General features: G+C 50.4%; 19 protein-coding genes, 1 pseudogene and 1 riboswitch. Of the genes and pseudogenes, 5 read left to right on the top strand and 15 right to left on the bottom strand.

Annotated elements, in window-relative coordinates:
• The first annotated feature begins 42 nt into the window (after nucleotides 1-42).
• Nucleotides 43-810, top strand: coding sequence for an ABC transporter substrate-binding protein (locus tag UNDKW_RS14785; RefSeq protein ID WP_162059311.1), 768 nt, complete (start codon nucleotides 43-45; stop codon nucleotides 808-810).
• 19 nt (nucleotides 811-829) lie between these two features.
• Here the strand turns inward: UNDKW_RS14785 and cobA are convergent, their stop codons facing one another.
• The 8 genes from cobA to UNDKW_RS30845 form a co-directional block, all read right to left on the bottom strand.
• Complete coding sequence (gene cobA / locus UNDKW_RS14780) at nucleotides 830-1,552, bottom strand: uroporphyrinogen-III C-methyltransferase (RefSeq protein ID WP_162059310.1); 723 nt, start codon at nucleotides 1,550-1,552, stop codon at nucleotides 830-832.
• A gap of 3 nt (nucleotides 1,553-1,555) precedes the next feature.
• Nucleotides 1,556-2,872: a sulfate adenylyltransferase subunit 1 gene (locus UNDKW_RS14775; RefSeq protein WP_162041760.1), complete on the bottom strand. Its 1,317-nt coding sequence runs from the start codon at nucleotides 2,870-2,872 to the stop codon at nucleotides 1,556-1,558.
• Entirely contained in the window at nucleotides 2,872-3,807 is a 936-nt protein-coding gene (cysD, locus tag UNDKW_RS14770; RefSeq protein WP_162041759.1) for a sulfate adenylyltransferase subunit CysD, read from the bottom strand. Before cysD ends, UNDKW_RS14775 begins: the two co-directional genes overlap by 1 nt.
• Nucleotides 3,808-3,819: 12 nt before the next feature.
• Entirely contained in the window at nucleotides 3,820-4,533 is a 714-nt protein-coding gene (locus UNDKW_RS14765; RefSeq protein WP_162059309.1) for a phosphoadenylyl-sulfate reductase, read from the bottom strand.
• On the bottom strand, nucleotides 4,530-5,051 hold the full coding sequence (locus tag UNDKW_RS14760) for a DUF934 domain-containing protein (protein WP_162059308.1): 522 nt from the start codon (nucleotides 5,049-5,051) through the stop codon (nucleotides 4,530-4,532). Before UNDKW_RS14760 ends, UNDKW_RS14765 begins: the two co-directional genes overlap by 4 nt.
• 17 nt (nucleotides 5,052-5,068) lie before the next feature.
• Entirely contained in the window at nucleotides 5,069-6,775 is a 1,707-nt protein-coding gene (locus UNDKW_RS14755; RefSeq protein ID WP_162059307.1) for a nitrite/sulfite reductase, read from the bottom strand.
• 49 nt (nucleotides 6,776-6,824) lie between these two features.
• The gene (locus UNDKW_RS14750) at nucleotides 6,825-7,598 is read right to left on the bottom strand and encodes a sulfite exporter TauE/SafE family protein (RefSeq protein WP_162059306.1); all 774 of its coding nucleotides are present in this window, start codon (nucleotides 7,596-7,598) and stop codon (nucleotides 6,825-6,827) included.
• A 165-nt stretch (nucleotides 7,599-7,763) separates the two neighbouring features.
• Nucleotides 7,764-7,898, bottom strand: coding sequence for a hypothetical protein (locus UNDKW_RS30845; protein ID WP_255431541.1), 135 nt, complete (start codon nucleotides 7,896-7,898; stop codon nucleotides 7,764-7,766).
• A gap of 198 nt (nucleotides 7,899-8,096) precedes the next feature.
• Nucleotides 8,097-8,288, top strand: a riboswitch (FMN riboswitch).
• A 108-nt stretch (nucleotides 8,289-8,396) separates the two neighbouring features.
• Between UNDKW_RS30845 and ribB the strand changes: the two are divergent.
• From ribB to UNDKW_RS14735, 3 genes and pseudogenes are all read left to right on the top strand, one after another.
• A pseudogene (gene ribB / locus UNDKW_RS14745) lies at nucleotides 8,397-9,097 on the top strand (3,4-dihydroxy-2-butanone-4-phosphate synthase).
• A 38-nt stretch (nucleotides 9,098-9,135) separates the two neighbouring features.
• A complete protein-coding gene (locus tag UNDKW_RS14740) occupies nucleotides 9,136-9,330 on the top strand; it encodes a hypothetical protein (RefSeq protein ID WP_232063392.1) in 195 nt (64 codons plus the stop codon).
• A 309-nt stretch (nucleotides 9,331-9,639) separates the two neighbouring features.
• Nucleotides 9,640-10,563 carry a methyltransferase domain-containing protein gene (locus UNDKW_RS14735; protein WP_162059304.1) on the top strand — a complete coding sequence of 308 codons (924 nt, stop codon included), beginning with the start codon at nucleotides 9,640-9,642 and terminating at the stop codon, nucleotides 10,561-10,563.
• A gap of 66 nt (nucleotides 10,564-10,629) precedes the next feature.
• Here UNDKW_RS14735 and UNDKW_RS14730 read toward each other — a convergent pair whose 3' ends face one another.
• Nucleotides 10,630-11,112, bottom strand: coding sequence for a hypothetical protein (locus UNDKW_RS14730; protein ID WP_162059303.1), 483 nt, complete (start codon nucleotides 11,110-11,112; stop codon nucleotides 10,630-10,632).
• 34 nt (nucleotides 11,113-11,146) lie between these two features.
• Complete coding sequence (gene yiaA, locus UNDKW_RS14725) at nucleotides 11,147-11,587, bottom strand: inner membrane protein YiaA (RefSeq protein ID WP_162041750.1); 441 nt, start codon at nucleotides 11,585-11,587, stop codon at nucleotides 11,147-11,149.
• Nucleotides 11,588-11,824: 237 nt separating this feature from the next.
• Here yiaA and UNDKW_RS14720 point away from each other — a divergent pair, with 237 nt between their 5' ends.
• Complete coding sequence (locus UNDKW_RS14720; protein WP_162059302.1) at nucleotides 11,825-12,781, top strand: peptidylprolyl isomerase; 957 nt, start codon at nucleotides 11,825-11,827, stop codon at nucleotides 12,779-12,781.
• A 74-nt stretch (nucleotides 12,782-12,855) separates the two neighbouring features.
• Here UNDKW_RS14720 and UNDKW_RS14715 read toward each other — a convergent pair whose 3' ends face one another.
• The 5 genes from UNDKW_RS14715 to aat all read right to left on the bottom strand — a co-directional run bounded on the left by UNDKW_RS14715 (nucleotide 12,856) and on the right by aat (nucleotide 16,982).
• Complete coding sequence (locus UNDKW_RS14715) at nucleotides 12,856-13,254, bottom strand: hypothetical protein (protein WP_162059301.1); 399 nt, start codon at nucleotides 13,252-13,254, stop codon at nucleotides 12,856-12,858.
• 116 nt (nucleotides 13,255-13,370) lie between these two features.
• On the bottom strand, nucleotides 13,371-14,414 hold the full coding sequence (locus UNDKW_RS14710) for an aldo/keto reductase (protein ID WP_162059300.1): 1,044 nt from the start codon (nucleotides 14,412-14,414) through the stop codon (nucleotides 13,371-13,373).
• A gap of 15 nt (nucleotides 14,415-14,429) precedes the next feature.
• Entirely contained in the window at nucleotides 14,430-15,476 is a 1,047-nt protein-coding gene (locus UNDKW_RS14705; RefSeq protein ID WP_162059299.1) for a quinone-dependent dihydroorotate dehydrogenase, read from the bottom strand.
• A 61-nt stretch (nucleotides 15,477-15,537) separates the two neighbouring features.
• Complete coding sequence (locus UNDKW_RS14700) at nucleotides 15,538-16,269, bottom strand: arginyltransferase (protein ID WP_162059298.1); 732 nt, start codon at nucleotides 16,267-16,269, stop codon at nucleotides 15,538-15,540.
• On the bottom strand, nucleotides 16,266-16,982 hold the full coding sequence (aat, locus tag UNDKW_RS14695; protein WP_162059297.1) for a leucyl/phenylalanyl-tRNA--protein transferase: 717 nt from the start codon (nucleotides 16,980-16,982) through the stop codon (nucleotides 16,266-16,268). The genes UNDKW_RS14700 and aat overlap by 4 nt, the downstream gene beginning before the upstream one ends.
• Between the last annotated feature and the right edge of the window lie 49 nt (nucleotides 16,983-17,031).

The following is a 17,031-nucleotide window of genomic DNA, read 5'->3' as shown; positions in this document are numbered from 1 at the left end:
AATAATGCTGTTTCTGTGCTGACCCCGAATGCAGGAAAAAGTATGATTCAGTTGAAAACAGTATTTTCAATTGCCTTGCTGGCACTCGTTTTCGCACTGCCTGTCACTGCCGCTAACGCTGGCCAGGTATTGGCTGTCGGAACAGAATTCGCCAATGTATTTGAACGTACTCCCACTGGCGAATTCACTGGGCTGGGTGCCGACATCATACGTGCGCTTGCCAGGCAAAATGGCGATGAAGTCAAATTCGAAATTTACCCTTGGGCCAGGGCGCAATGGATGGTCGAACATGAGCAGGCGCAGATACTCATAGGCCCGTATAAAACCGCAGAAAGAGAAGCCAAGTATGGGTTCGCCAGGCGTGCTTTTTATCGCGACATCATGGCCTTGTATATACGCAAAGGATCAGACATGAACTGGGATGGCAATTATGCCAGCATGCCCGGTCTCAAACTTGGTGTCATCAATGGCTGGGTATATGGCCCCCAGTTTGAGAACCTGCGTACCATCATCAAGCCTGTGGTTGCCAACACCCTGACCAATGGCCTCAATATGTTGCTGGCAAAGCGGGTCGATTATCTTGCCAGTAATATGCGAAATACCGAGGCGACTATGAAAACCATGGGCATCAGCAATGAATTGCTGATGATAGAACCCTTCATGGATATGCAGGATGGTTATCTGGCTTACTGTAAAAATGCCAATTGTGAGCAATTACGCCTGCGCTACGACGAATTGTATGAACAACTGCGAGATGGTGGGATATTACAATTAATGGCACGCAGACTTGGTGTAAGGTTGCCACCTTAGTCTTATTCGAGCGTCATTGTCACGATGATTTGACAGTACGTGCCCGCATTGCTTCACCCATCATCACTAATACCGGCCCTGTGCTGATGGGCAGACCTTTGGATAATTCATCCAGACTCAAGGCCTGGCTGCATTCATTCGGGCGACTGCAATTTTCTATGATGACCACAGGCAAATTGCCAGGGAAATTGGCCGCCAGCATGCGTTGCGCTGTCAGCGTGGCTTCTCTGCCTCCCATGTATTGCACCAGGGTGTCGCATTCAGGAATGCGGGTATCTGACCTTTCGCCAGGGGCTGTGCTGGAAGTGAACAAGGCAACGCTGCGTGCCACGCCACGCTTGGTCAGCGGTTGCCTGACGCTGGCTGCCGCTGCAAGTGCAGTGGTGATGCCGGGTACGATTTCGTAGTCTATGCCTGCAGCTTCCAGCGCAGTCAGTTCTTCATCAGCTCGGCCAAATAGCATGGGGTCACCGCCCTTGAGGCGAACGACGAGGGCATATTGCGCCGCGCATTCCAGCATTTGCTGATTGATGTGCTCTTGCGCAGCAGACCGTTGTCCGCTGCGTTTGCCCACCGAGATTTTGACCGCCTGTGGACACAGATCCAGCATCTCTGCCGTGACCAGGGCGTCATACAACACTACGTCTGCCAGTGCCAGCAGACGGGCACCACGTACCGTAATCAGGTCCGCAGCACCGGGGCCTGCTCCTATCAGATAAACCTTGCCCTGAGCACCTTGCATGACTCAGGCCAGTCTTATCATGCCTGCTGCCACGGTCTGGTGTGTCACTTCATCAATGAGGATGAACGCACCAGTAGAGCGTAAGTCCTGATAATCGTCGGCTGCCAGTGCCTGGGCCACATTCAGGGTGACGGTGGCGATGTCATTGAGCTTCAGGCTGTCAGCAGGGCGGCGTTCCTGCGTATTGATATCCAGCAGGGTATCAATGCCAGTGACTCTGGCGGCGACTTGCCTGGTGGTGTGCTTGAGCCAGTATTTGCGGCGTATATCCAGCGCATCTTCTGACAACCAGCACAAGTCAGCCTTGACGGTTTTCAACAGCGTCGCAGGGCGGTCTGCGCCCACCAGCATGTCGCCGCGTGAAATATCTACATATTCATCCAGCAAGATAGTCACTGACTGGCCGACGACGGCAGTGTCAAGCGAAGTATCCAGCGTCAGAATGTCTTTGACGGTGGCAGTCTGGCCACCAGGTTGCACTAGCAGTTTATCGCCCTTGCTGACCTTGCCAGCTTCAATACGGCCCATGTAACCACGGAAATCATTTGCTTCATGGCCATTGTGGCGTGCCACCAGTTGCACCGGGAAGCGGAAAGGTTCGTCGTGGCAGGCATCATAGACGTTTAAGGATTCCAGTAACTCTATCAGCGTCGGGCCCTTGTACCAGGCCAGTTTTTCGCTCGCTGTGACGACATTGTCACCCGCCAGGGCTGACAGCGGGATAGGGCGTATGTCTTTCAGGCCCAGTTGATCAGCAAACTCCTGGTAGGCGCCAATGATGCGCTCATATACCGTCTGGTCGTAGTTCACCAGATCCATCTTGTTGACAGCGACGATCACATGTTCAATCTGCAGCAAATGGGCAATGGTGGAATGACGTTTGGTTTGCGTCAGCAAATCGACACTACCATCATCATTGAGTTTGACCTTGGACACGTCGATCAAAATGATGACTGCATCGGCAGTCGATGCACCAGTCACCATATTGCGCGTGTATTGTTCATGGCCAGGTGTATCGGCGATGATGAACTTGCGTTTTGGTGTCGCGAAGTAGCGATAGGCCACGTCAATAGTGATGCCTTGTTCGCGTTCTGCTTCCAGTCCATCCGTCAGCAGGGACAAGTCTATGGTGTCACCAACGGTGCGCTTGTGCTTGGCGCGTGAAATGGCATCAAGCTGGTCAGCAAAAATACCCTTGCTGTCAAACAGCAGGCGACCGATCAAAGTGCTCTTGCCATCATCCACTGAACCCGCCGTGATGAAGCGCAACAGGCCACGTTCTCTACCAACGGCGGCAGTCAATTGTTCTACGGCGTTCATTAGAAATATCCTTCTTTTTTACGTTTTTCCATCGATGCTTCTGATGTCTGGTCATCCATGCGTGTGGCGCCACGTTCTGTAATCTGGGTAATCGCTGTCTCAGCGATGATGGCTTCTACTGTTGCGGCGTCAGACGATACCGGGCAGGTGCAGGAGATATCACCAACGGTACGGAAGCGGACAACCTGCGTCTCTACCGTTTCACCATCACGTGGCGGCGTCAGGTCAGTCAGTGGCACCAGCAAGCCATTGCGTGGTATGACCTGGCGTTCATGGGCAAAATAAATCTGTGGCAATTCCAGTTTTTCACGGGCGATGTATTGCCATACGTCGAGCTCGGTCCAGTTCGAGATAGGGAAGACGCGCATGTTTTCGCCAGCGTGGACGCGGGTGTTATACAGGTCCCACAGTTCAGGGCGCTGTGCTTTCGGGTTCCATTGACCAAATTCATCACGGAAAGAGAATATTCTCTCCTTGGCGCGGGCTTTTTCTTCATCGCGACGGGCACCGCCTATGCAGGCATCGAACTTATGCTCTGCGATAGTTTCCAGCAAGGTCACGGCTTGTGCCGCATTGCGTGAGTCCGTTGCCGGGTTGCGCAGGCGTACTGTGCCACGGCGTATCGATTCTTCTACCGAACCAACGATGAGGCGTTCACCCAGTTGGGCAACCCGCTTGTCGCGAAAGGCGATGACTTCAGGGAAGTTATGGCCAGTATCAATATGCACCAGCGGGAAAGGGAATTTACCCGGGCGGAAAGCCTTTTCTGCCAGGCGCAGCAAGACGATAGAGTCTTTGCCGCCAGAAAACAGCAGGGCAGGGTTGCTGCATTCAGCCGCGACTTCGCGCATGATATGGATGGCTTCGGATTCCAGCCAATCCAGGTGGCGATTGCTCGCAGCATCAATAAAATGGTTTTCCACGACAGTATTCATGATTTTTCTTCTTCAGACAGCTTGTTTAATTCGGATCAGCTTGCCATCCACCACATGCAGACCGCATTCCTTGGAATCGGGGTTTTCCCACCACCATCGTCCAGCCCTGACATCTTCACCTGGTTGTATGGCGCGGGTGCAGGGTTCACAACCTATTGATGGATATCCTTTGTCATGCAAAGGATTGTAAGGCACATTGTTGCTCCTGAGATAGTGCCAGACATCATCTTCTGACCAATCTGCCAAAGGATTAAACTTTTGCAGGCCATGTGTCGTATCGTCTTCCTGTATCGCCAATTCAGTACGTGTTGCAGACTGCGCGCGGCGCTGGCCTGTGACCCAGGCCTTGTTGCCTGCCAGTGCACGTTTCAGCGGTTCCACCTTGCGTATGCGGCAGCATTCCTTGCGCATTTCCACGCTGTCATAAAACGCATTCAGCCCATGCTGGCTGACATAATTTTCTACTGCAGCAGCATCCGGCTTGAACAGCTTGATTTCTGTGCCATAGGTTTCCTTGACTTTATCCAGCATGCCCAGGGTTTCTGCATGCAGGCGTCCAGTTTCCAGCGAGAAAATCGTGATATTCAATTTCTTGCGCAAAATCAGGTCAGTCAACACCATGTCTTCTGCCGCCAGGCTGGAAGCAAATACCGCTGGCTCAAAGTCGTCAGCGATTCTTTCCAATATAGCCTGAGTTGCGGCAAGGCGCTCCAGAAAATCACTCATGCTTCAGCCCCTGTGCGCTCTGCGCGGCGGAACAAGGGGTTTTTCTCATCCCAGGAAGTCTGGTATTTTTCAGAAAAATCAGTCAGACCTTTGATTGCATCTTGGATATTCTTGTCTTCCCGTGTGGCAAAGGCATTGAAACCAACGCGCTGCATGTAAAACAATTGGTCGCGCAAGACATCGCCGATGGCACGCAATTCGCCAGTGAAATTCAATCGTGAACGCAGGTTATAGGCAATGGAGTAACCGCGGCCATCGGCAAATTTAGGGAAATCCACTGCCAGCAGCTTAAAGCGGCCGATATCTTCTTTCAATTCTTTTGCCTGCTCATCGCTGCTGAACCAGACGGCAATATCAGTACGGTTCAACAGGCTTTCGCGTTGCAGCAACCATACTTTCAGCGGGATGATGACTTTGCCCGCAGGTACGCTGACGGCATCCGGTGTTTCATTTTCGGTGAGACGCAATACTGTCCAGTCGTCGGCTACGATGGCTTTGTCTTTAATAATTTCTCGCATGATGCACTTTCTTAATTTCAGTAGCTGACAGCAGTACCGGCGTCTTCACCATGATGTTCATTGGTACGTATCGGTGTTGCATACACAAATTCCTTGAATGGCGCGATCCCCAGACGTTGTGCAGTGTCGATGAAGCGTTCGTTTTCGAGACGGTCGCGCACATACACCTGGATGATGCGGTCTATCACCTCCGGCATTTGTCCAGCAGCAAAAGACGGGCCTATGATCTTGCCTATGGCGGCGCTATTACCCTGCGCACCACCTATGGATACCTGGTAAAACTCGCTGCCATCTTTATCCACACCCAGAATGCCGATATTGCCGACATGGTGATGACCACAGGCATTGATACAGCCAGACATATTGAGTTCTATGTCGCCAATATCATGCAGATAATCAAGGTCGTTGAAGCGATCGGTGATATCCAGCGCGATAGGGATGGACTTGGCATTTGCCAGCGCACAGAAGTCACCGCCTGGGCAGCAGATCATGTCGGTCAGCAAACCGATATTTGGTGTCGCCAGGCCGTGGGCCTTGGCTTCTTGCCAGACGGTGAACAAGTCAGCGACTTTGACATCAGCCAGCACCAGGTTTTGTTCATGCGTGACACGGAGTTCGCCAAAGCTGTATTGATCGGCCAGATCGGCGATGAAATCCATTTGCTCAGAGCTGGCATCACCCGGAGGCACGCCTGGCTTCTTCAGTGACAAGACCACGGCTGCATAGCCAGCCACCTTGTGTGGTTTGACATTACGCTTGACCCAGTTGGCAAAGGATTTATTGTCCTGCAAGTGCTGTTCATAAGCGGCATCTTGCGCAGGCAGATTTTCATAATCTGGCGTTGTGAAGTAACTGGCAACGCGTTTCAATTCTGCTTCTGTCAAAGTGGCTGGGCCATCCTTGATGTCTTGCCATTCTTCTTCTACCTGACGGGCAAAATCCTCTGCACCTATGGCTTTCACCAGTATCTTGATACGTGCTTTATAGATATTGTCGCGACGACCGTACTGGTTATAGATACGCAATATCGCTTCGAGGTAAGTCATGACATGTTGCCACGGCAGGAATTCGCGTATCACGCTACCCAGTATAGGCGTACGGCCCATGCCGCCGCCAACCATGACCTTGAAGCCGACTTCGCCAGCTTCATTGTGTACCACAGTCAGTCCAATATCATGCACTGCAATCGCGGCACGGTCTTCTTTTGCACCATTGATGGCGATCTTGAACTTGCGCGGCAAGTAGGCAAACTCAGGGTGGAAGGTAGTCCATTGACGCAGGATTTCTGCATAGGCGCGCGGATCTATCACTTCATCAGCAGCAACACCAGCGAATTCATCTGAAGTGATATTGCGCATGCAGTTGCCAGAAGTCTGGATGGCATGCATTTCTACTGATGCCAGTTCTTCCAGGATGTCTGGTGTATCTTCCAGGTTAATCCAGTTGTACTGGATATTCTGACGAGTCGTAAAATGACCATAACCACGATCATATTTGCGGGCAATATGAGCAAACTTGCGTACCTGGTTCGACGACAGCATGCCGTATGGCACTGCCACCCGCAGCATATAGGCGTGACGCTGCATGTACAGGCCGTTTTGCAGACGCAAAATACGGAATTCATCTTCACTCAATTCATTCGAGAGCCGGCGGCTAACCTGGTCACGGAATTGTGCAATACGTTCCTTGATGATTTGGTGATCGTGCTGGTCGTAACGATACATCTTTAATTACCCATAAAATGCGTCTGTAAGTACGCGTTTGCAAACAGAGTCAAAGGACAAGCTTGGCAGCAACCAAAGTCAGAGTGGTTGCCAACAGGCCACGTAAAAATTTTTCTGGTACTGCACGCGCTGCCATCGAGCCCAGGGTAATGCCTGGCAAAGAGCCAATCAGCAGGCTGCCCAGCAAAACCCAATCTATGGACCCCAGCCACCAGTGACCAAAAGCGGCAATGGCTGTCAAAGGTACAGCATAGGCGATATCGGTACCGGCGATATGCGCGGCAGACATGCGTGGGTACAGCATGACTAGCAGTGTTGCGCCAATTGCACCAGCACCGATGGAGGATATCGTCACCAGTGTGCCTAATACTGCGCCTGCAATGATCGTGGCAGCAGCCAGGTTTTTTCCATGCAGTTGTTTTTCAGGATGCTTGTTGAGCCAGTTCAGCATCTTGCCTTTAAACAGCAAGGCAACCACCGTTAGCAACACAGAAACAGCGATGGAGTAACGTATGAGCTGGCCTATTTCCTTGTCGAGTGCGCCAAATTGCTTGAGAAACAGGGTCGCAATGACGGCGGCAGGTAACGCGCCGTAGCACAGCAGGCGTACCACATGCCATTCAACCGTGCCACGCAATCTGTGGGTAAAAGTACCCGCTGCTTTGGTAATCGATGCAAAGGCGAGGTCGGTGCCTACCGCCACTGTTGGTGAGACACCAAACAGCAAGGTAAGCAGGGGAGTCATCAGTGAGCCGCCACCTACACCGGTCAGGCCGACCAGGGTGCCAACTGCAAATCCCGAAAATATATAGGTTAACGTCATATCGCCTCGCGCAAAGTAGGTGCATCGTAATGAATTCAGGCTTTATTCCAAACTACTTAGTATTCATTTGCTTATATACGTATTTGACATATATAAAATCGTTGGACTGATATTGCCTTTAGTTTAATCCGCAGAATCAGCTTAAATTATTTAAGTAATAATAATTTATGCAAAAAGTGTGCAATTTTGATGCTTTATATAATCCGCCATCTCGTCAGAAGTTTGTCCGGGTGCGATTTGTAAGGCTGCTGCTGTGAAAAAGGCTGGAATGCCTTTTGAAATAAGAATAGATGTTGCCATGTGGAAATGCGAGTCAATTCAGACAATATTTTTAACAATTCTCATGTGAATATATGTTTTTCGCATGAAGGGATATTGGGGCTTATATATCTTGTAGTTATAAATAGAATATCTGTGAATGATGCGCCGGATTAATGCTTGTTCAAACAGTAATGTCATTTTTGCGTATAATTCCTGTGCCGAATATATCGGCAGGTTGTACGTCTTCAGGGCGGGGTGTAATTCCCCACCGGCGGTAAATTCACCACATTGCCTTGGTAATGCGCGTGAACAAGCCCGCGAGCGCTTGCAGTAAAAAACGGTTGCAGTGAGTTGCAGCAGTTTGCAAGGTCAGCAGATCTGGTGAGATTCCAGGGCCGACGGTCATAGTCCGGATGAGAGAAGATGCGCCTTATACAAAACTCCTGTGGTGAAAACCATGGGCGTTGGTGTTTGGCTATTCGTTTTTTACTCCCTGAAACGTCTTTTGCACATTCACTTTTGCCGGAGCGTTTCATTATGTTGAATACTATTGGTAATACCAATACTACTGTCCCATCCCCTGTTTCCGCCCAGCCGGAAATTTTATCCCTCAGTCCTTTTGAGCAGCGCCTGTCCAGAGCGTTGGCAGACTTGCGCAATGGCCGTCCCGTGTTGCTCATGGATGATTTTGACCGCGAAAACGAAGCCGATCTCATTGTTGCAGCAGAAAAAATCACCGTTGAATCCATGGCCAGGCTGATCCGCGATTGCAGTGGTATTGTTTGCCTGTGTCTGACTGACGAAAAGTTGCAACAACTTGATCTGCCCCCATGGTCAGCCACAATGAAAGCCGTTATGGCACAGCTTTCACGGTGTCTATAGAGGCCAAACAAGGCGTGACTACCGGTGTTTCTGCTGCTGACCGCGTCACGACTATCCTGACTGCCATCGCCGCAGATGCTAAAGCTGAGGATTTGGCACGGCCTGGCCATGTCTTCCCTTTGCGGGCTGCACCTGGTGGTGTACTCAGCCGTCGTGGGCATACTGAAGGTTCTGTTGACTTGGCTATCATGGCAGGGTTGTCTCCAGCAGCTGTATTATGTGAATTGATGAACCCGGATGGCAGCATGGCCAAGGGCGCACAAATCATAGAATATGCAGTGACTCACGATATCGTGATCTTGACGATTGATGAACTTGCAGCTTATCGTGCATTATCAACTACAGCGCTAAGCTAAGCCTTTATTAACCACAAAACCGGGGGGCAAGTATGATCATGTTCAGAAAGATAATTGTACTGTGCATGGTATTACTCGTCACCCCGACGCATGCTGCGCCAGCCGCCTGGTATAAGTGGCGCAGCAAACTCAATGCCCATGTGGTCTGTTCCCAGACTTCGCCGGGTGAGGGCTGGGAGCAACTGCCCCAGGCGTATCAGGATGGTCGCTGCGAGCGTCCAAAATCAAACTGATCGTCAGTTCATCTGTTCTTTAAATCCTTTTATTTGTTTTTTCAAAACTGCCATTGCGCGTATCCGTTTCTTTGCATAAAGTTAATTGGTAAACATGCTTTGCATGCGGCCATCTTTCGCATACGCAAGAATTGATACAGTTTCGCTGCTTAGCTCTGTGTATCACTTCCTGATAAGCCAAGGATAATCATTCTTTGAAGCCATACACTCAGCGAAGTTGGCGTTGTGTGTTGCTGGCGAAAAATTGACTGTCCTGCAGAACTCTTCAGATGGCAGCCACATGATGAAAATAGAAATGAAGGAGTGAACATGTTGATAGAGCGCGAGGCTGAGAGTTGCTACCTGGGCCAGTTTATCCCCCTGCAATACCATCACAATATGTTGATGGACCTGAACCGTATGGACAACTTCAAGGCGGCGATACGCCGCCAGGTATTTGAGGGAGCCAAGGTGCTGGAGTTGGGTGGGGGGACAGGCGTTTTGTCGTGGTTTGCTGCACAGGCGGCGTCCAAGGTGTATTGTGTCGAGTTTAATCCCGACATGGTCGATGAAGCACGTCGCTTGCTGGCCATGAACCGCGATGGTGAAAAAGTCGAAGTCATCCATGCCGATGCCTTTGAATACCTGCCACCAGAACCTGTCGATATCGTCATTTGCGAAATGATACATGTCGCGATGCTGCGTGAAAAACAGGTGGAAGTCATCGAGAATTTTAAAAAACGCTATGCCGCAAAATTTGGCGGTCCATTGCCCCTGTTCATACCAGAAGCCGTCGTCATGGCAGTGCAGCCTTTGCAGCAGGCTTATGATTTTTCTGGCTATCAGGCCCCGATTATCCAGTTTCAGCAGGCTGGTGTTTTTTCTGCCGACACGATAGAGTTGGCGCAACCGGCCTTGTACAGCATTATTGATTTCAGTCAACCCAATGACTTGCAAGTCAAATGGGAGGGCAGTTTTACCATAGAAAAATCGGGAACGGTCAGTGCCTTGCGTTTTGTGACCAAGAATATCCTGGCGGTATTGATGGAAACCTCATCCACCATAGACTGGTTGAATCACTATATGGCCTTGCCATTGGCCCAGCCAGTTGCGGTGAAAGAAGGTGATCTGTTGCAAGTCAGTTTCCAGTACCGTGCTGGTGGTTCTATCGCTTCTCTGCAAAACTCCATGCAGGTGGAAGTGAAATCCACTGCAAGTGTCCGTGCAGGGCATTTGTCACTGGCTTACGGCTGATTCCAGTAAAATGTAATGAGCCTGCATTTTTTCAAATGCAGGCTCTTTTTCTTTGTGACGACGGTTTTAGTCTGGTGAGCTATCTTCCCCGTCTGCCTGACTAGCCAGTGCCTGTTGTATCAAATCCTCTTCAGAGATTGGCGGCAGCTCATTCAGCTCTTCTGGTCTGGCTTGATGTGGCAGGTTCAAGGCATGCTCGCCCAGAAATGTTAGGGCATCCCGCTCATCTTCTGGCTTCTCTTGCGAACTTGCCAGCGCATTCAAGTCTTCATTTTCAGCATCGTCACCAGCCTCTCCATCCAGACCATATTCAAGTCCATCCCCAGCAGTCGCTAGCGCTTGCGTCAATAAATCATCGTCTGCTACAGGTGGAAGTTCAGCAAGTTCTTGCAGGTGCAATTTTTCCTCGAAAGTCAATTCTTGACTTGCTTGAAAAGCGGGCAAGCCATAGTCTGGCTCAGGATGTTGTGGCGCCCCTGCTGCGCTTTGCTTGCCCAGACTTTCCAGATAAGCGGCAAAGTCACCGTTTTTGGGAACATCATTATTCACGATGAGTTTTTCGTTCTATAGTTTTAACCAGGAATCAGTTTTCGTGACCATCGTGCATGGGCAAGGTATCTGGATCAGGTTTGAGCAGCTTGATATCGCGCACATTTTTTTGTACTGCAACAGCAGCAAACAGGCTCAGCAAGAATGCCATGGCAAAGAAGCCTTTTTCGCTCCAGCCCAGTGTTGCATTGAACAAACCTACAGCCAGTAACAGTATGGATAAACCCAGTGACAGCCAGCACAGGCCAAAGTAGATGCCGGTAACAGGTATCCCTTCGAGTTTGTCGCGTACTGATTTTTGCAGGGAAACGGCAGCAAACAGGCCATACATCAAGACGGTAAAGTAATAACCTTTTTCATTCAATTGCATCTCTGCATTCCAGACGCCAGCAAAATAAGTGGCTGCACCTATAAACAATGCGGCCCATGATGCGCCCACAAATGCACCGGTAGGTGCGTGAAGTTGAGGTTTCAAACAAGGACTCCTTGAAATAAAAGATTGAATCAGGTTTTACCGGATTCGCCGGAATTTTGCAATATTACAATGAGAAGAGCCAGGAAATAGCATATTTGACCCAAATAATAAGCCAAGTAGCTAGTTAGATATATTGGGGGTATATGGACAAAATTAATTCATTCGCGTAAGGTCACCCCTTCTTGCCTGAGCGGCAATGGTCCTCTGTTTCTTTGTGCACTTTACCGGAGTCGAATAATGTCTTTACGTTTTGTTGCTGTGCCCGCTGGAAAATCCTTGATAACTTGCCTGGTCGCAGGCCTGTGCTTGTCTGCTACCGTACAAGCTGCACCAGCTAAAGCCAAGAACCCGCCAGTCAAGGCAGTGCAGGCATCCAAACTGAATCTTGGTGATATTCTTAAAGATTCCAAGGCCACGGACTGGAGGCCACTTGATCCTGAAAATACGCTGTACCTGAATCTGGACAAAGGCCGTGTCATCATAGAGCTGGCCCCCAAATTTGCCCCCAATCATGCACAAAATATCAAGGCACTGGTACACGAGGGTTATTTTGATGGTTTGGCTATCGTACGTTCGCAAGAGAACTATGTCGCACAATGGGCAGATCCGGATGAGAAGCGTGAAGTTAAAACGGCCAAACGCAAGCTTGACGGTGAATTCACCGTCAAATACCCCACCAATTTACCGTTTACGCAGTTGCCTGATATCGACGGCTATGCACCACAAGTGGGCCATGCAAACAGTTTTCCGGCGGGGCGTGATCCCAAGACCGGCACGGCCTGGTTAGCGCATTGTTATGCCAGTGTAGGCGTTGCCCGTGGTACTGATGCGAACAGCGGCAACGGCACATCTTTGTATGTGGTGACCGGGCATGCGCCAAGACAGCTGGATAGAAATATCACGGTAGTTGGTCGTGTTGTGCAAGGCATGGAATTACTGACGACCTTGCCACGTGGTACAGGGCCTTTGGGGTTTTATGAAAAAGCCGAAGAGCGCACTCCCATCAAGAGCATGAAAATAGCTGCCGATGTGCCCGAGTCCGAACGCAGCAAACTGGAAATCATCCGCACTGATACTGCAACTTTCAAATCAATTATCGATGCACAAAGAAATCGCGGCGGTGACTGGTATAAGGTGCCAGCAGGGTATATAGACCTGTGTAATGTGCCGCTGCCAGTCAGGCCGCAAAAATAACCATAAGTATGGGGGGCAGATTGGCGCGTGGCGCTTATTCCCGTGTTACGCGTATCTGCCCTAACGGAAATTTACTAATTGCTCCCGCTGTCAATACTTAATGTCTGGCAAGAGCTTGCCATGTCAATACTGCAAGCGATACTTGTAGCTGAGCTGGTATCAATGGCATCTTGTGACATTGCTGCTGGAGTATTGTTGTTGGTGATGGAATCCAGTCCCGGTGGGTTTGCAGCAAACCACAGCCATGCGGGATCAATAGCTCCCTTATTGATACTCCACTGATTAAAACCACCCCTGATGATGATAGTCAGGTATAGGGCAAAGGCAAATACAAAAATGCCCAGCGCAATATAAGGGAATACACGTAATGGGGAAATATTTGGAACCAGGCTGCGCAGAAAAACAATCAGCAACGCAGAGATGGCAAAAAAGCAGATGAGGGATTTGATAATATTAATACGCAATTGGGACATCTCGGTTCTCCGGTAAAAGGATCAATAGGCATTTGTTGCAATTGCGCTTGTATTTTATGCCAGTTGAAAACTTTTTGCCGGAGTTGTTATTTTGCCGACGTTCCACCACGATAATATTACTGACCTGGGTTGTTCAGCTCTTCGTGAATACGGTTGATGCCAGCCATGATTTCGTCACTGAGCCTTACATCCAGCGCATCAATATTCTCCTTCAACTGCGTCAGATTGGTCGCTCCTATGATGGTACTGGCGACAAAATTGCGTGAATAACACCAGGCCAGTGCCAGTTGCGCTGGCGTCAAGCCATGTTCCCGTGCTAGAGCCGCATAACGTTTGCTGGCTTCGAATACGCTGGCGCGCATGTAGCGTGGGCTCCAGGTCGGCGGGAATATTGTCAGGCGGCCATGGGCCTTCGCATCGTCAGTATATTTGGCGGTAAGCTGTCCGAACGCCAGCGGGCTATACGCCAGCAAGCCTACATTTTCGCGGAAGCAGGTTTCATCCAGACCCTGTTCAAATGAACGGTTCACCAGGTTGTAGGCATTTTGTATGCTGGCGATGTTCGCTGCGCCTTGCAGTTCTGCCTGCTTGATAAACTCACTGACACCCCAGGATGTTTCATTCGATACGCCAAAAGCGCGTATCTTGCCTTCCTTGACGAGGGCATTCAATACCGCCACTGTTTCAGCTATATCTGTACAGGGTCTTTCCAGTGCTGGATCAAATTGTTTTTGTCCAAAGATGGGGGCATTGCGGCTGGGCCAGTGCAATTGGTACAAGTCGATATAATCAGTTTGCAGGCGTTGCAAACTGGTCTCGATAGCGGCACGAATATTCTTTTCATTCAAATCATTTTCGCCATTGCGTATCCAGCCCATGCCGCGTGAGGGGCCAGCCACTTTAGTCGCGATTACGATCTCATTACGCTTGCCAGATTTTTTGATCCAGCTACCTATGTACTGCTCGGTCTTGCCTTGTGTAGCTGCACGCGGCATGACCGGATACATCTCTGCAGTATCAATAAAGTTAATGCCACGCTCCAGCGCATAATCCAGCTGCTCGTGCGCTTCTGCTTCTGTGTTTTGCTCGCCAAAGGTCATGGTGCCCAGGCAGATGGTGGTTACATTCAGTTGGCTATTGCCAAGTAAAATTTTCTTCATGATGATAGGGATAAATTATTTATGTCCGCGCAAGGCATCTGCGCAGTCTTTGACTAATGCCGGGCCTTGATAAATCAGGCCAGAATACACTTGTACCAGCGCTGCTCCCGCCTGCATTTTAGCCACAGCATCGTCACCAGAAAAAATCCCGCCGACACCGATGATGGGTAACTCATTACCCAGTTCTGCCTTCAGGGCACGGATGACACGATTCGATAATTCAAAGACGGGTTTGCCAGACAGTCCACCCGTTTCTTCTGCATGCGGCAAGCCTTGTACGGCATCGCGGGTGATGGTGGTATTGGTCGCAATCACTCCATCTATCTTGTGACGCAGCAGGGCTTCAGCTATGGTCTTGATCTGTTCTGCGTCGATATCAGGGGCGATCTTCAGGGCAACTGGCACATAACGTTTATGTTCATCCGCCAGTTTTTGCTGCGCCTCCTTGAGTTGTGACAGCAAGGCATCAAGCTCGGTTGCACCTTGCAACTGGCGCAGGTTCTTGGTGTTGGGGGAAGATATATTCACTGTCACATAACTGGCATACGGATAAACCTTGGTCAGGCAATGCAGGTAGTCTTCAGCAGCGCGTTCTATTGGCGTATCGGCATTCTTGCCTATGTTGAGGCCAAGCACGCCTTGTTTGTCCTGGTAAAAACGCGAAGCCTGCACATTTTTGACAAAGGCATCAACGCCGCCATTGTTGAATCCCATGCGATTGATAATCGCATCAGCCTGTGGCAGGCGGAACATGCGTGGCTTGGGGTTGCCTGCTTGCGCGCGAGGCGTGACCGTGCCAATTTCTATGGAACCAAAACCGATTGCCGCCAGGCCATCAATATACGCACCGTCCTTGTCCAGGCCAGCAGCAAGACCTACCGGATTGGGAAAACGCACACCCATGACTGTGCGCACATCTTCTGCGGGCTTATTGCCCAGCAAACCACCCAGGCCAAGTTGATTGGCACGCTGCAGCGCAGGTAAGGTCAGGTGATGGGCATTTTCCGGATCCATGGCAAACAGGGCAGGGCGGATCAGGGAGTAAAGAAGTTTTGCAGGCATGTAAATAGGATGGGAAAAAAAGTTGAAAATAAAATTTGAGAGACAAACAGGACGGAGCCTTTCACAACTCCCGCAAAGTTTGCCAGCGCCCCTGCATCAAGGCATCCAGAGGGCGGAAATTGGTTTTGTAAGCCATCTTGGGGCTAGCTGCAATCCAGTAACCCAGATAGACATAGGGCAGCTTTAATAAGCGTGTTTGCTCTATCTGCCACAAAACATTGTAGGTGCCATACGATGCCGTCGCATCATCCGGGTCATAAAAGGTATATACCGACGACAAGCCATCTGTGAGTACATCAATGATGCTGACCATGCGCAGGATATTGTTGTCATCCCTGAATTCAACCAGGCGTGTATTCACCCGGCTTTGCAACAGGAATTGTGCATACTGGTCACGACTGTCATTGTCCATGCCGCCGCCAGAATGACGCTCACCCTGGTAGCGCTGGTACAGCTCATAGTGTTCATGCACATAACTGAGGCTGCTGACGCGCGCATGCAGATTGCCATGTTTTTTCCAGGCACGGCGCTGGCTGCGGTTGGTTTCAAATTCATTGACGCGCACACGAACAGGTGTGCAAGCCTGGCAGTTATCACAATGCGGCCGGTAAATAAAAATGCCGCTACGGCGAAAACCACTCTTTACCAGCTCCGAGTATGCATCCGCATTAATCAGATGCGCGGGCGTGGCCACTTGCGAACGCGCCTGCAAGCCTTCCAGATAACTGCAAGGGTAGGGCGCCGTCGCATAAAACTGTATGCTGGCGAAGGGGAGTTCGTTAAGCTGGGTCACGGGCTGATCTTGTTGACTATGGTCCAATTGCTAATCGCTGGCAAGGCACTGGCATGTTCTACCCAGCGCAAAAACTCGGTTCTGCTGATCGCTTTTGCGCCCAGAGATGCCAAATGTGCCGTCTCTTGCTGGCAGTCTAACATTTTCACCCCATGTTCACGCAAGAAAAATACCAGATGTGCCAGCGCTATCTTGGATGCATCCGTGACCCTGGCAAACATGGATTCGCCATAAAACATGCGGCCTATGCAAACGCCATAGGCGCCTCCTACCAGTTCCCCGTCCAGCCAGACTTCGATGGAATGGGCATAACCGAGCTTGTGCAAGTCACAATAACCCGCGACGATGTCGTCAGAAATCCAGGTGCCGTGTTCTTCTCCACGAGGCGCAGCGCAGGCTCGCATGACGTCTTCGAAGGCAGTATCAAAGCGCACTTCCCAGCGCGGGTCTTTACTGACCTGGCGCAAGCGCTTTTTCAGACTGAGTGACAGCTTGAAGTCTTGTACCTGCAAGACCATGCGCGGATCGGTGGACCACCACAAAATAGGTTGCCCATCAGAAAACCAGGGAAAGATGCCATTTTTATAAGCATACAGCAAGCGTCCCGCTGACAGGTCGGCACCCGCTGCCAATAAGCCTGCGGCACCGTCTTTTTCAGTCAGTGCGGTGCTGGGATGAGGAAAGGGACTATCGGTTTCCAGCCAGGGGATCACGCAGCCCCCAACATAGCTTGCACCAAAAAGATGCCATATTTTAGTGCAT

It is taken from the genome of Undibacterium sp. KW1, assembly GCF_009937955.1.
In the GTDB taxonomy this organism is placed as follows: domain Bacteria; phylum Pseudomonadota; class Gammaproteobacteria; order Burkholderiales; family Burkholderiaceae_D; genus Undibacterium.
The sequence above is the reverse complement of the archived record's forward strand: the minus strand, read 5'-3'. Positions and strand labels throughout refer to the sequence as shown.